Source organism: Nostoc sp. CmiVER01 (genome assembly GCF_034531135.2).
Taxonomy (GTDB): Bacteria; Cyanobacteriota; Cyanobacteriia; order Cyanobacteriales; family Nostocaceae; genus Nostoc.
In genome coordinates, this window is the sequence record NZ_JAVRBU020000008.1 from 102,760 (window position 1) to 118,143 (window position 15,384).

7 protein-coding genes and 1 pseudogene are annotated in these 15,384 nt (G+C 41.3%); 5 read left to right on the top strand and 3 right to left on the bottom strand.

What is annotated here, in order from left to right:
• Window positions 1-357 precede the first annotated feature (357 nt).
• The 3 genes from RMZ43_RS15005 (at window position 358) to RMZ43_RS15015 (ending at window position 4,359) form a co-directional block, all read left to right on the top strand.
• Entirely contained in the window at window positions 358-1,305 is a 948-nt protein-coding gene (locus RMZ43_RS15005; protein WP_322651550.1) for a homogentisate phytyltransferase, read from the top strand.
• 3 nt (window positions 1,306-1,308) lie between these two features.
• Complete coding sequence (locus tag RMZ43_RS15010) at window positions 1,309-1,782, top strand: tetratricopeptide repeat protein (protein WP_322651551.1); 474 nt, start codon at window positions 1,309-1,311, stop codon at window positions 1,780-1,782.
• A 417-nt stretch (window positions 1,783-2,199) separates the two neighbouring features.
• Window positions 2,200-4,359 (top strand): hybrid sensor histidine kinase/response regulator, encoded by a 2,160-nt coding sequence (locus tag RMZ43_RS15015; RefSeq protein ID WP_322653408.1) that lies wholly within the window; start codon window positions 2,200-2,202, stop codon window positions 4,357-4,359.
• A gap of 160 nt (window positions 4,360-4,519) precedes the next feature.
• Here the strand turns inward: RMZ43_RS15015 and RMZ43_RS15020 are convergent.
• Window positions 4,520-4,759: pseudogene (locus tag RMZ43_RS15020) on the bottom strand (hypothetical protein); the annotation flags it as partial.
• 41 nt (window positions 4,760-4,800) lie between these two features.
• On the bottom strand, window positions 4,801-6,312 hold the full coding sequence (locus tag RMZ43_RS15025; protein WP_322653409.1) for a glycosyltransferase family 39 protein: 1,512 nt from the start codon (window positions 6,310-6,312) through the stop codon (window positions 4,801-4,803).
• Between the two features lie 674 nt (window positions 6,313-6,986).
• Here RMZ43_RS15025 and RMZ43_RS15030 point away from each other — a divergent pair.
• A complete protein-coding gene (locus RMZ43_RS15030; protein ID WP_322653410.1) occupies window positions 6,987-7,430 on the top strand; it encodes a hypothetical protein in 444 nt (147 codons plus the stop codon).
• A gap of 240 nt (window positions 7,431-7,670) precedes the next feature.
• On the opposite strand, the gene RMZ43_RS15035 is transcribed toward RMZ43_RS15030, so the two are convergent.
• Window positions 7,671-8,354: a Uma2 family endonuclease gene (locus RMZ43_RS15035; RefSeq protein ID WP_322653411.1), complete on the bottom strand. Its 684-nt coding sequence runs from the start codon at window positions 8,352-8,354 to the stop codon at window positions 7,671-7,673.
• A gap of 401 nt (window positions 8,355-8,755) precedes the next feature.
• Here RMZ43_RS15035 and RMZ43_RS15040 point away from each other — a divergent pair, with 401 nt between their 5' ends.
• Window positions 8,756-15,352 carry a hybrid sensor histidine kinase/response regulator gene (locus RMZ43_RS15040; protein WP_322653412.1) on the top strand — a complete coding sequence of 2,199 codons (6,597 nt, stop codon included), beginning with the start codon at window positions 8,756-8,758 and terminating at the stop codon, window positions 15,350-15,352.
• Window positions 15,353-15,384: the final 32 nt, after the last annotated feature.

The following is a 15,384-nucleotide window of genomic DNA, read 5'->3' on the forward strand; positions in this document are numbered from 1 at the left end:
TTCATAGTTGATTGTTAGGTTTTTCGGGATAAAGCCTCTTTCATAAAGTAGATTGGTTCTCTTGAGTAACATTAGAGCGGGCTGTGGCAAAGGTTTAAGCTGCCGCTACCTCTGCTACAAATACACTACGTCTAAAGCTTTGGCTCTTGTTAATGACCAAATTCTGTGACAATGATTAACAATCTGACAACTCAAGTCATGTGGAAAAATTAACACGGAACCTAACTCCCCTTCTCTAATAAGGAATCGGGAGAATTAAAAGCCTCTCAACAACAGGAGAGAGCAGAAGTAAGGTTTTCTAAATCCCGTGAAAAGTCAGGGTTAACAAATAAGCCGGATACTGAATCTAAGGTACTCATGAGCCAGAGTTTTCCAAACAGCCCTTTGCCACGCAAACCCGTTCAATCATATTTCCATTGGTTATACGCTTTCTGGAAATTCTCTCGCCCCCACACGATTATTGGTACAAGCCTGAGTGTGTTAGGTGTGTATTTTATTGCTGTTGCAATTAGTAATAGTACTGTTTCCCTATTCCCTATTTTAGGTGCATGGATTGCTTGCCTGTGTGGCAATGTCTACATTGTGGGGCTGAATCAATTAGAAGATGTTGATATTGACAAGATTAATAAGCCTCATTTACCGTTGGCATCAGGTGAGTTTTCTCAACAGACGGGGCAATTAATTGTTGCTCTGACTGGGATTTTGGCGCTAGTTGTGGCGTGGCTAACTGGGCCATTCTTATTTGGCATGGTAGCAATTAGTTTGGCCATTGGTACTGCTTATTCTTTACCGCCAATCCGCTTGAAACAGTTTCCATTTTGGGCAGCGTTGTGCATTTTTTCGGTGCGCGGCACGATTGTTAATTTAGGGTTGTATTTGCACTATAGTTGGGTGCTAAAACAAAGCCAAGTGATTCCGCCTGTGGTGTGGGTGCTAACGTTATTTATCTTGGTGTTTACCTTTGCGATCGCAATCTTTAAAGATATACCCGATATGGAAGGCGATCGCCTCTATAATATCTCTACTTTCACTATCAAACTCGGTTCACAAGCTGTGTTTAATCTAGCTCTTTGGGTGATAACTGCCTGCTATCTGGGGATGATTTTAGTTGGTGTGCTACGTGTAGACTCAATTAACCCCATATTTCTAGTAATTACTCATTTAGTCCTGCTAGTTTGGATGTGGTTGCGGAGTTCGGCAGTAGACTTACAAGATAAAAGTGCGATCGCTCAATTCTACCAATTTATCTGGAAACTATTTTTTATCGAATACCTAATTTTTCCTATCGCCTGTCTTTTGGCTTAGACAATGCTAGAAACCCTTCCTACTAGTTCTATTATTGCTACTGTTGTAGTTGTTCTTAGTCTGTCAATTCTTGGCTATTTTGCTTGGAAAACTTTAATTACCTCAGACTTATTTCAAAAAGGAATCAATCTTTCTCAAGCCAAAGATTACCAAGGTGCAGAAGCAGCATTTCGGAAAGTGATTTCCCTCAACTCTACTAATGATGTGGTGCGCTTGTTTTTGGGAGATGTTTTAAACCAACAAGGCCAAATCCAAGAAGCAACAGAATTATTCCGGGAAGTGATTCGTCGTAGTCCCAAAAATCCTGATGCTTACTTGCGTCTGGCAAATATCCTCATGCAACAAGAGCGAGAAGATGAAGCTAAGATTAACCTGCAACAAGCTAAAGATTTATTGCAAAAACAACGCCAACCCGAGAAAGCTAAAAAAATTACTGAACTGTTAGATAAAATGAATGATAAGTCTAGTAGATATTAAGTTAAGTTAGAATTGCGGAGAATAAAATTTTCTGTTCTTTCTCCTAATTTTTTACCATTTCCCTCATAATCGGGAGAATGGTTTTTGTTTTGCAATTTACCAGTGTCTACCCTAATTATTTTCCAATACAGTTCAGTTACAGCTTAACTCTTTATTAAAGTAATTTTTTAACGTAGACGCATTAGCGAAGCGGTAGCGACGTACTCCTACGGAGAAGCAAGCTACGCGTAGCGTCTCGCAGAGAAGGAGCGTCAGTGGCTTACCACAGGCTATCGCAATCGCATAGCGTCTTGTTTACTCATTCTCTTATTCTTATCTTCAGACAGGATAATAGTAAATTTAAAATATGCAAACAACTTGGGCTAATTAAAAAATAAATTTATTAGTGATTGTTATAGATTAAAAAACTTAGTTTTTATGTCAGACATAATATCAAAATTGTGGACTAATTTTTTTACATCAGGATCATTTATTCCACATGGACACTGCTATTTATGGCAAACGAATTTAGTATCGTTACACATATTATCTGATGCATTCATTGCACTAGCTTATTACTCGATTCCAGCTACACTCTTCTACTTTGTTCGCAAGCGACAAGATTTGCCTTTTGATTGGATTTTTCTGCTGTTTAGTGCTTTTATTGTAGCTTGTGGCACCACTCATTTAATAGAGATTTGGACGCTTTGGCATCCAACCTATTGGCTATCAGGTTTTGTCAAAGCAGTAACTGCAATGATATCTGTAGTTACAGCAGTACAACTTATACCTCTAGTTCCCCAAGCACTAGCACTTCCTAGCCCTGCTCAACTAGAACAAGCAAATCAAGAACTTCAAACACAAATAAGCGAACGCTTACGGGTAGAAAAAGAACTACGAAAATACCAAAATCATCTCGAAGAAATGGTTGCTGTTCGTACCAATGAAATTACCAAGACTAACGAGCAATTACAACAAGAAATCCTTGAACGCCAACGTATTTTAGAAATTCTTCGACAAAGCGAAGAACGCTACCGTTATTTGGCTGAGGCAATTCCTCAACTTGTATGGACAACCAATCCTAACGGTGAATGTGATTATTTTAATCAAAATTGGTGCGAATACACTGGGCTAACATTAGAGCAATCCTTGGGTTCTGGTTGGTTGGCTGCATTGCATCCAGATGATATCCAAAATGCTAATGAAGTTTGGTCTAATGCTGTAAAAAACAGCACTATATATAACAATGAATATCGCTTTAGACGGGCTTCTGATGGCTGCTATCGTTGGCAGCTAGCGCGAGGTTTACCACTCAAAGATGAGCAAGGTATTGTAGTAAAGTGGTTTGGAACATGTACAGATATCCACGAACAAAAACAAATACTTGAAGAACGGGCGCACCTGTTAGAATTAGAACAAGTAGCACGAGCTAAAGCAGAAACAGCCAATCGAATTAAAGATGAATTTTTAGCCGTCCTTTCTCACGAATTACGCACTCCATTAAACGCAATTCTCGGCTGGTCAAAGTTGTTGCAAACCGGCAGGTTAAACCAATCAAAAACATCTGAAGCACTAGCCACAATCGAACGAAATGCCAACTTACAGGTTCAACTCATTGAAGACTTGCTGGATATCTCCAGAATTTTACAGGGCAAACTGACGCTAGATATTACGAAAATTAATCTAGAGTCTACGATATTGTCTGCATTACAGACAATGCGTTTAGCAGCAGAAGCAAAGTTGATTGAGGTGAGTACAGTATTTGAACCCCTTATGGGAGAAGTTATGGGCGACTCTACTCGTTTGCAGCAAGTCGTCTGGAATCTCCTGTCTAACGCTGTAAAATTTACACCCAAGGGAGGAAAGATAAAAGTAGAATTAAAGCAAGCTGATGGCTATGCTCAAATCATAGTTAGCGATACAGGCAAAGGAATTAGCGCTGAGTTTTTACCATTCGTGTTTGATTACTTCCGCCAAGCAGATAGCACCTCTACGAGAAATTTTGGTGGATTAGGGCTGGGATTGGCAATTGTGCGTAATATCATCGAGATACATGGCGGCATTGTTAAAGCAGATAGCCAGGGTGAAAACAAAGGAGCAACATTTACTGTTAGTTTGCCGCTTCTGGAAGATGAAAGCCCAAGCCTGACTGATGAACAAAACTACCCTGTATTATTAACTCCTAAGTCGTTACCTCTTGCTGGTGTTCGGGTTTTAGTTGTTGATGATGATCCTGATTCGTTAGATTTTGCTGCTTTTGTATTAGAGCAAGATGGGGCTTTTGTTATCGCTTTATCTTCTGCTTATGAAGCATTAAAAACTCTAACAGAGATAAAGCCAGATGTGTTGGTTAGTGATATTAGTATGCCCGATATGGATGGCTATATGTTAATACGTAAAGTGAGAAGTTGGACACCAGAACAAGGTGGACAAATTCCAGCGATCGCCTTGACGGCTTTTGCTAAAAATGATGATCGGCAAGAAGCACTAAAAGCTGGGTTTCAGATGCATTTACCTAAGCCTTTTAACCCAGAAAAATTAATTGCAGCCATTGTTCAACTTATAGGAACAAAAGGCGTAAATAAGCCACTTGTTTGAAACGTCTAAAACCAAAAAGCACTGCGGCTTCATTTCATTTACAAGGACATATTACAAGTGATTTATCGGACATGATATAACTTTCCCCTTCATGGCAGCCAGTCTATTGACAACGCTAGATATTCATCAGAGTATTTAAGTAGTTTAACGGTTATAAAACATCAATTATTAAGCTAAAACCTCTACTAATTCTTGTTTGACTGCACTTATTCATAATTTTTAATCGATGCTCATTCACCTGCCCACTTGACCAAGGTGCTTCGGTTAAAAAGCGATGCAGTCGCTCATGGGGGAAACCCCCAAGACCGACTGCATCAAGACAGTGATGTAATCGGTGGTAAGTTACACCTACAGCATTATCCGCCATTTGAAACAGGTTTTTTCTCTCACTTTCTCCCAAATTCTGACTTCTGAATTCTTCAAGGAGGGAACTCTCATGTTCTAGCTTAAAATATACCAACTACCATAACTAGTTTTAGATAAAATATGATATCTTTTTTCAATCAATTCTAGAATTTTTGGAAACTTTTCTTGAATCAAAGCGTGATATTTATTAGTAACAAATATATAAGGAGGCTTGGATAAATCTAATTCTCCTAAAAGTTGTGGCCATTGCTCAGGTAGAAATAATTCAAGCGACCATGCATTTAGTGATGTTGCTTGAGTACGACCAGATAAATAATAAATAGACGGGTCGCCAGCAACGAAAATTGCACTAGGTAAACTTCCTGGTTGCGAGAGAAAAGCAATCTCTGAATGAAGTGATGCATAATCTCCTCTAAATCTACTCTGATATTTAAATCGTGTATCTTCAGTTAAAGCAAAATTATTATTAACTAAAGCAATACTCTTAATTTGAAAATTCCATAATAAAGGTGATAAAAACACCAATGACACCAGAATTTTAATTATTGGTGAACTTAATTCTTTGAAACGCTCCCATAATATATCTAAACCTTTGGTTGCTAAAATGCCTGTAGGTACAAATAAGAGTAAATAATGATAGAGCCAAAGTGACCTAATTTGTATAAAAATAACACCTAACCCAAAAACAAACCAAACAACCAATAATAAGGTCAATAAATTTTTATTCTTACGCAATGATACATTTACTGCAACAATAGCCATTACAACTAAAGTGATAAAATTCTTTAAAAACCATAGATTACCAAAAATTAACCTAAACTTATTTAATTTACCATTAGCAACCACCTGGCTTGGATATACAAAGAATGTCTTATATACAATTGATAAACTATCAACCGAGGCAAAATAGATAACAATAAATAAAATAGGAAAGATAATTCCTATAAAAATTGGCAGGCAAATTTCAAGAAATATTTTTTTAGTTTTTTGATGTTTTATCAATATAGAATGAAGCAAAGCAGTTAGCCAAAAACAAAGTAATATAGGCAAAAATATTAATTTAAATATCAGGACAATTCCACCCATGAAGCCTGAGAGTAAAAGTTGAATAAATCTCTGCTTTCCTTCATGATTAAAAGATTCATAAGTTAGCCAAAGACATAAAAATAAAGGAAAACCAACTAGTCCTTCTACTTGAGTAAATTGTTTATGATATGAAACAATGTAGTAAACCCCAACTGTTAACAAAGGTACTAAGCTTGCTACTATCTGATGGCGAAAATAATTTTTTAGAGTTAGCTGCAATGTAATAGAGAAAAGCATCATGTAAATCAGTTCAAAAATATGGATGCCAATCTCATTAAAACCAAATAAATTTCCTGCTAAGAAATAAAAGTAATAAATTCCAGGTTGCTTTAAATCCCAAAAATCCCGATAGAGTACCTTTCCTTGTTGCATCTCCAAAGCACCTGTTGTAAATAGTGCTTGATCTCCTGCAAATGGAAAAGGTAAATTTATCAAACCAATTATGAGAACACAAATCAAAACTAAAAAGTCAGTTTTACTTAATTTAGGAAGATTAATCATGAAAATTTATTTCTAGTAAAAGGGACTGGGGATTAGGGATTGGGGACTGGGTGTAAAATCGAAAAATTATGGTGGTTGCTCTTACCCACCACCAAATTTTAAAAAACTTTTTCCAGTAGCCTGTAGCAAAGCGGCGTTTGTTCCGATGCTCGTTCCTCCCTAACGCTACGCTGTCGCTAACGCTACGTTATCGCCGCAATCAGTTGATTTATGTAAGAGGTATTATCTCAGACAACCAGCAAAAGCGATCGCTCCTACACTTGAAACTGTAAAAATTTAAACCTTAGCAGCTAAGATTACTTCATGTATAAGAAAGGCTTAAGTTTTTCTTGCAAAGGTATAAGCCGTTGCTGCAATTGTTTAATACTTTGTAACAAATGCTTTTCCATGTATAAGAAAGACTTAAGTTTTTCTTGCAAAGGTATAAGTCGTTGCTGCAATTGTTTAATACTTTGCAACAAATGTTCTTCCATGTATAAGAAAGGCTTAAGTCATTGCAGCAATTGTTGTAACGAAATTATAAATTTATTTAATACCTGGAATTAAATATAGTCTAAGTGAAATTAACTAAATTTTTTGAGATATAATCGCAACTGATTTGCTATATTTTCCCATGACAATCAAAAAAACAGTGGTATAAAACAGTACTAATAACCTAGTATCAGAGATGCATTATGGCACGTCGTAAAAGAAATTCCACCGTTTTAGAACGAGCTGATCGCCGGATTGAAAGTTTACAATCTATCAGTGTACAGCTTGACTTTGGCCAAGGATTGACTATACAAGCTTACACCATGACAATTAACGATCTCCGGTCTAAGCTTGCTGCTTACAACACTGCATTATCTACCATTGACAAACTTACAGATGATGTGAATAACGCCGAAAAGGCTGTAATAGCGATGTCAGAACAAATGTTACTAGGAGTTGGCAGCCGTTACGGTAAAACCAGCCCAGAATACGAGATGGCGGGTGGTGCTAGACGAGGTAATACTAAGAAAAAGCGAAGCGTACTAGGCAATTCCAAAGTCACCAATTCTTTAGCAGCCGATTCTGTAAAGCTTTCTTCTACAAATGGATCTATGAATGGGGTGTCGGGTGCGATCGTCGTAAGTTGAGTAAAATCCAATAGGGTTTAGTGTCAACTAAAGCTCAAACACTCAATTTAACCTGGAAAAAGGGGGCACTAGTTTCCACCTTTTTAAGGCTACGGTGTGTATACAAGTCGAATTACCCCCCTTAATCCCCCCTTGGAAAGTGGGGAAACAGGAATCCAGTTCCCTCCCCTTGACAAGGGGAGGGTTAGGGTGGAGTAAAACTGACACAAAAACTCGGTGAGTAAACTATTTCAGACTTGTCTATTTCTTCAATTGCTGCACAAACGCATCATGTTCCGGTGACTTCAACCCCGCTTGCACCACTTCCAACACTCGCACCATCTGATTATTTAACAGCGCTTCCACCGCTAACCATAAACCCGGAAACACCCCAGAGCGAATAATTCCATCTGCACCGGGAGATAGCAATCGATAGTCGCCATCAATTAGGCAAAACCATTCAATTTTATTCTCGTAAGATTGCCAGATTACGTACTCCAACACCCCATTACGGCGATAAACCTGCTTTTTACTGCCTGTATCAATGGCCACGCTACTCGCTGCAATTTCAACAATTAATTCGGGAGATCCTTCAATGTAACCGTCGCTGCTTAAACGGGTTTGTCCGCCTGCGTCTGGTTCAATAAACAAGGCTGCATCTGGCTGGGGTTCATTGTCTAAATCTAGTCTGACTGTTGCGGCATCACTCAAATCAACGCCAGGAGTCAGTGATTGGTAGACTCCTAACCAAGTTATCACCCGACTGTGGGGTTTGCCATGCTGCTCATGTCTTAAGGGAGATGCCACGTAAACAATTCCTTCAATCAGTTCTGCTTTCTTGATATGGGGTGCAGCCGCATAACGCCGTTCAAATTCAGGGCGAGTTAGGCGATCGCCACTTTCAAGCGGAGGCAGATGTCTGTGGGCTGAGTACTCTCTAACCATTTGCCAATCCTTGGAGTTACCGGATATTTCTGACTTTAGCAAACCTCAGTTATCACTTAGGATTTATTGATTTAATCGAATTCACGTAATGTTAATTGTCATTGTGTGTTTGACTGTGCGATCGCTTACTCGCCTAAGTTAAACATCGCCGACAATTGATGCTGCATAACAGAGGCCAACTAGCTATGATTAGCTAAGTGGGATGCCAGATACACCGACGGCAATACCATTTAGTGAGCAGTTTTTGTCAACTGCTTACACTCGACCCATAAAAATTAGTTTAATCCACTTTTTATTCCCTACTCTCTATTTTCATCCGCATTACCTAAAAGTTATCTCACTAGGTACGGGGTGCAAAAAATACAAAAAATTCTTCAAGGATTAAGATTAAGGATAAGGTTATGGCAACCGAACAGTTAACTAGAGACAGTGATAATTTAGATTTAAATCAGCTACTAAGAACGCTGAATGCTGTTAAACAAGGTGACTTCTCGGCCCGGATGCCTATAGACCATACTGGTGTGGCAGGGAAAATAGCTGATACGCTCAATGATATTATTTATCAAAATGAGCGGATGGCGGCCGAACTACAACGCATTGGTAATGTTGTCGGCAAAGAAGGCAAAATTGCCGAGCGCGCCTCTCTTGGAGATGTTGGAGGTTCTTGGTCAGATTGTGTTACTTCTGTCAATACTCTAATTTCAGATTTAGTCCAACCAACAGCTGAAACTACTCGGGTAATTCGGTCAGTCGCCAATGGTGACTTATCGCAAACGATCGCCACAGAAATTGAGGGCAGACCCCTCCAAGGTGAGTTTCTCCAAACTGCTAATATCGTCAACACGATGGTAGATCGGCTAGGTTCCTTTGCATCGGAAGTAACGCGGGTGGCGCGTGAAGTGGGAACCGAAGGGAAGTTGGGCGTTCAAGCCGAAGTGCTAGGTGTAGCTGGCACTTGGAAAGATTTGACTGATAACGTTAACTTGATGGCGGGTAATCTCACCGGACAAGTTCGCAACATTGCTGAAGTTGCTACTGCGATCGCAAATGGTGATTTATCCAAAAAAATCACTGTCAATGTGAAAGGCGAAATTCTAGAACTAAAAAACACCGTCAACACGATGGTGGATCAGCTTAATTCTTTTGCATCGGAAGTAACGCGAGTTGCCCGTGAAGTGGGAACTGAAGGGAAGTTGGGCGTACAAGCCGAAGTTAAAGGAGTGGCAGGGACTTGGAAAGATTTAACTGACAACGTTAATTTGATGGCAGGAAATTTAACTGCTCAAGTCCGTAATATTGCAGAAGTAACAACGGCGGTAGCGAATGGCGACCTTTCTAAGAAAATTACTGTTGATGTCAAAGGCGAAATTTTAGAGTTGAAAAACACCGTCAATATCATGGTGGATCAACTTAATTCCTTTGCATCAGAAGTAACAAGGGTTGCGCGTGAGGTGGGTGCTGAAGGAAAATTAGGCGGTCAAGCAGAAGTGCGCGGGGTAGCAGGTACGTGGAAAGACCTGACCGACAGCGTGAATTTCATGGCGGGAAGCTTGACGGCACAGGTGCGGAACATTGCGGAAGTGACAACGGCGGTTGCAAATGGCGACTTATCTAAGAAAATCACTGTCGATGTCAAAGGTGAAATTCTAGAGTTGAAAAACACCATCAACACAATGGTGGATCAACTGAATTCTTTTGCATCAGAAGTAACAAGAGTTGCGCGTGAGGTGGGAACTGAAGGAAAGTTAGGCGTACAAGCAGAAGTCCGGGGAGTTGCGGGTACTTGGAAAGATTTAACTGATAACGTTAACTTAATGGCGGGTAATCTCACCGGACAGGTGCGAAATATTGCCGAAGTTGCCACTGCGATCGCAAATGGTGATCTATCTAAAAAAATCACCGTCGATGTTAGAGGTGAAATTTTTGAACTGAAGAATACCATCAATATAATGGTAGATCAACTCAGTTCCTTTGCAAGTGAAGTTACAAGGGTTGCCCGTGAAGTGGGCAGTGAAGGTAAACTGGGTGTGCAAGCCGATGTGCGCGGCGTGGCTGGAACTTGGAAAGATTTAACAGACAGCGTAAACTTCATGGCGGGAAGTTTAACGGCACAGGTGCGGAATATTGCCGAAGTAACTACGGCGGTTGCAACAGGGGATTTATCCAAGAAAATCACCGTTGATGTCAAAGGTGAAATTCTGGAACTCAAAAACACCATCAACACAATGGTGGATCAACTCAATTCTTTTGCATCAGAAGTAACACGGGTTGCGCGTGAGGTGGGAAGCGAGGGTAAACTGGGCGTGCAAGCAGAAGTGCGCGGTGTGGCGGGTACGTGGAAAGATTTAACCGACAGCGTGAATTTCATGGCGGGAAGCTTGACGGCGCAGGTGCGGAACATTGCCGAAGTAACTACGGCGGTTGCAACAGGCGACTTATCGAAGAAAATTACTGTCGATGTCAAAGGTGAAATTCTGGAGTTGAAAAATACCATTAATACAATGGTGGATCAACTCAGTTCCTTTGCAAGTGAAGTGACGCGAGTCGCCCGTGAGGTGGGAACTGAAGGTAAATTGGGTGTACAAGCAGAAGTGAAAGACGTTGCTGGTACTTGGAAAGATTTAACTGACAGCGTGAACTTCATGGCGGGAAGCTTGACGGCACAGGTGCGGAACATTGCCGAAGTGACAACTGCGATCGCCAATGGTGACTTATCGAAGAAAATTACTGTTGCCGTCAAAGGCGAAATTCTCGAACTCAAGAATACCATCAATATAATGGTGGATCAACTCAACTCCTTTGCCAGTGAAGTAACGCGGGTGGCGCGGGAAGTGGGAAGCGAAGGTAAACTAGGCGTACAAGCAGATGTGCGCGGCGTCGCTGGGACTTGGAAAGATTTAACCGACAGCGTGAACTTCATGGCGGGAAGCTTAACGGCACAGGTGCGAAACATTGCCGCCGTTACCACAGCTGTAGCTAATGGCGACTTATCTAAGAAAATCTCCGTTGATGTCAAAGGTGAAATTTTAGAGTTGAAAAACACTGTTAACACAATGGTAGATCAACTCAACTCCTTTGCAAGTGAAGTGACGCGGGTTGCCCGTGAGGTGGGAACTGAAGGTAAATTAGGTGTACAAGCAGAAGTTAAAGGTGTAGCCGGGACTTGGAAGGATTTAACAGACAGCGTAAACTTCATGGCGGGAAGTTTAACAGCACAAGTGCGGAACATTGCCGAAGTTACCACGGCGGTAGCTAACGGCGACTTATCCAAAAAAATTACCGTCGATGTGAAAGGTGAAATTCAGGAACTCAAGAACACCATCAACACAATGGTGGATCAACTAAATTCTTTTGCATCAGAAGTAACAAGGGTTGCCCGTGAGGTGGGAACGGAAGGTAAATTAGGCGTACAAGCTTACGTCAGAGGAGTTGCAGGGACTTGGAAAGATTTAACTGATAACGTTAACTCGATGGCGGGGAACCTTACCGGACAAGTTCGTAACATCGCAGAAGTTACCAAGGCGGTAGCTAATGGCGACTTATCTAAGAAAATTACCGTCGATGCCAAAGGCGAAATTTTGGACTTGAAGAATACTACCAATACAATGGTGGATCAACTTAGTTCTTTTGCCTCAGAAGTAACGCGGGTGGCGCGGGAAGTGGGAACTGAAGGTAAGTTGGGCGGACAAGCCCAAGTCCAAGGTGTTGCAGGAACTTGGAAAGATTTAACAGATAACGTTAACTCGATGGCGGGGAACTTAACGGCACAAGTGCGCGGTATCGCCAGAGTTGTAACAGCAGTTGCTAATGGTGACTTAAAACGAAAACTGATGTTAGATGCTAAGGGAGAAATTGAAACCTTAGCAGAGACAATCAACGAGATGATTGATACTCTAGCGACATTTGCCAATCAGGTAACTACAGTAGCGCGGGAAGTGGGAATTGAAGGAAAGTTAGGCGGACAAGCGAGAGTACCTGGCGCGGCTGGAACTTGGAAAGATTTGACGGATAATGTAAATGAACTTGCTGCTACACTGACAACTCAGTTGCGAGCGATCGCAGAAGTTGCTACAGCTGTAACAAAAGGTGATTTAACTCGTTCAATTGCCGTCGAAGCACTAGGGGAAGTTGCGATACTCAAAGACAACATCAACCAGATGATTGCTAATCTGCGCGAGACAACGCAGAAAAACACTGAGCAAGACTGGTTGAAAACTAACCTCGCCAAGTTTACCCGAATGCTGCAAGGGCAACGAGACTTAGAAACCGTATCTAAATTAATTCTCTCAGAGCTAGCACCTTTAGTTGGAGCGCAACACGGCGTATTCTTCCTGATGGAGTCTGGAGAAAATATACCGTTTTTAAAACTAATTAGTAGCTACGCTTACCGCGAACGCAGACATTTAGCTAACCGCTTCTATTTGGGTGAAGGTTTGGTGGGACAATGCGCTTTAGAAAAAGAGCGAATACTGCTAACGGATGTGCCAAGTGATTATGTCAGAATTGCCTCTGGTTTAGGAGAAGCGTCTCCACTCAATGCTGTAGTGTTACCTGTACTCTTTGAAGGACAAGTGACAGCAGTCATAGAATTAGCATCCTTCCGGCGCTTTAGCGAAATTCATCTGACATTCTTCGACCAACTTACCGAAAGTATAGCGATCGTCCTCAACACGATCGCAGCATCCATGCGAACCGAAGAATTACTCAAGCAGTCGCAATCTTTAGCTGAAGAACTCCAAACCCAGCAAAGCGAACTTAGGGAAACTAACAAGCGCTTAGAAGAACAAGCGCAATCACTCAAAGCCTCTGAAGATTTACTCAAAGGACAACAAGAGGAACTGCAACAAACCAACGCTGAATTAGAAGAAAAAGCAGAGTTGTTAGCGATGCAAAAGAAAGAAGTCGAGCGCAAAAATCGGGAAATTGAACAAGCAAGACTTTCTTTAGAAGACAAAGCTGAACAACTCGCCCTTTCTTCAAAATATAAATCAGAGTTTCTCGCCAACATGTCTCATGAACTGCGGACACCGCTAAACAGCTTGTTGATTTTGGCGAAGTTATTATCAGATAACATTGATCGCAATCTCACCGCCAAGCAAGTCGAATACAGCCAAACAATTTACTCAGCAGGTACTGATTTGTTGGCGTTAATCAATGACATTCTCGATCTCGCCAAAATTGAATCTGGAACTATGTCAATTGACATGACTCAAATGCCATTGACAGAATTGGGCGATCAGATTGAGCGTACCTTCCGACAAATCGCTCAGAGCAAAGGACTTGGTTTCACAATTGAATTGACTCCCGAATTGCCCACAACGATCTATACAGATGTCAAACGCTTACAACAGGTCTTAAAAAATCTCCTCTCCAATGCTTTTAAATTTACAGAAAAAGGAGAGGTACGCTTACAGATTGCGGTGGCGAAGCAGGGATGGAGCAAAGACCAAGAAACCTTAAATCGCGCTCAAAATGTCATCGCCTTTTCAGTCAGCGATACAGGCATTGGCATTGCCCCCGACAAGCAGAAAGTGATTTTCGAGGCATTTCAGCAAGCCGATGGCTCTACCAGTCGCAGATATGGCGGTACTGGATTGGGCTTATCAATCAGCCGTGAAATCGCCCGTCTCTTTGGCGGCGAAATTAAACTAATTAGTCAACCAGGTCTTGGTAGCACCTTTACATTCTACTTCCCCCAATTGAGTCCAGAGTCACGAGTGCTGAGTCCTGAGTCAACATCAAAACAATCCAGCACAGACGCGATTAATCGCGTCTCTACCTATTCCCCACTCCTAAATGACGATCGCACTATTATTGAAAGAGGCGATCGCGTGTTACTAATTGTTGAGGATGACGTTAATTTTGCGCGTATCCTGCTAGATATGGCACAACAGCACGGATTCAAGGTGATCGCTGCCCAAACAGGCACTACAGGTTTAATGCTAGCGCAGCAATTCCTACCTTCAGCCATTTTGCTAGATATCAGGTTGCCAGAAATGGATGGTTGGACGGTATTAGATCGTCTCAAGCATGACCCAAATACCCGCCACATTCCTGTACATATTATGACCGTTGAGGACGGGAGACAGCGCGGTTTGCAATTAGGTGCGATCGCATATCTGCAAAAGCCCTTAACCAGCGAGATAATATCCGAAGCGTTGACCAAAATTAAAGGTTTTGTTGAGCGCCAAGTGAAGAATTTGCTAGTAGTCGAAGACGACGACATTCAAAGGCTTAGTATTGTCGAGCTAATTGGTAACAGCGATGTTTCTACCACAGCAGTGGGCACTGGTGCAGAAGCTTTAGAAGCTATTCGCGCCCAGCATTTTGATTGCCTCGTTCTCGATTTAGGGCTACCTGACATGACTGGGTTTGAACTTATCGAGCAGATAAAGCTTCTACCTAACGGCAAAACTCTACCAATTATTGTCTACACAGGTAGAGAAATTAGCAAAGCTCAAGAAACGGAACTCAGACGAATTGCCGAAACAATCATCATTAAAGATGTGCGATCGCCCGAACGTCTCCTTGATGAAACAGCATTATTTTTACACCGAGTCCAAGCAAATTTACCAGCACCCAAACGAGAAATACTTGAACAACTGCATTCCATAGACTACTTACTCGCTGGCAAGAAAGCGCTAATTGTAGATGACGATGTACGTAATATCTTCGCGCTGACAAGTATGCTGGAGCGTTATCAAATACAGGTTTTATATGCCGAGAACGGCAGCGAGGGGATTACCTTATTGGAAACTACACCAGATATTGATGTAGTTTTGATGGATGTAATGATGCCAGAAATGGATGGTTACGAAACAACAAGGTTAATCCGCCAAAACGAACAATTTAAATCTTTGCCGATTATTGCACTGACCGCTAAAGCTATGCAAGGCGATCGTGAAAAGTGTATTGAAGCCGGCGCATCAGACTACATCACAAAACCTGTAGATACTGAACAATTGCTTTCACTATTGCGTGTTTGGCTATACCGTTGATCATAGTAGGGGGCAGGGGAAAAGAAATATTG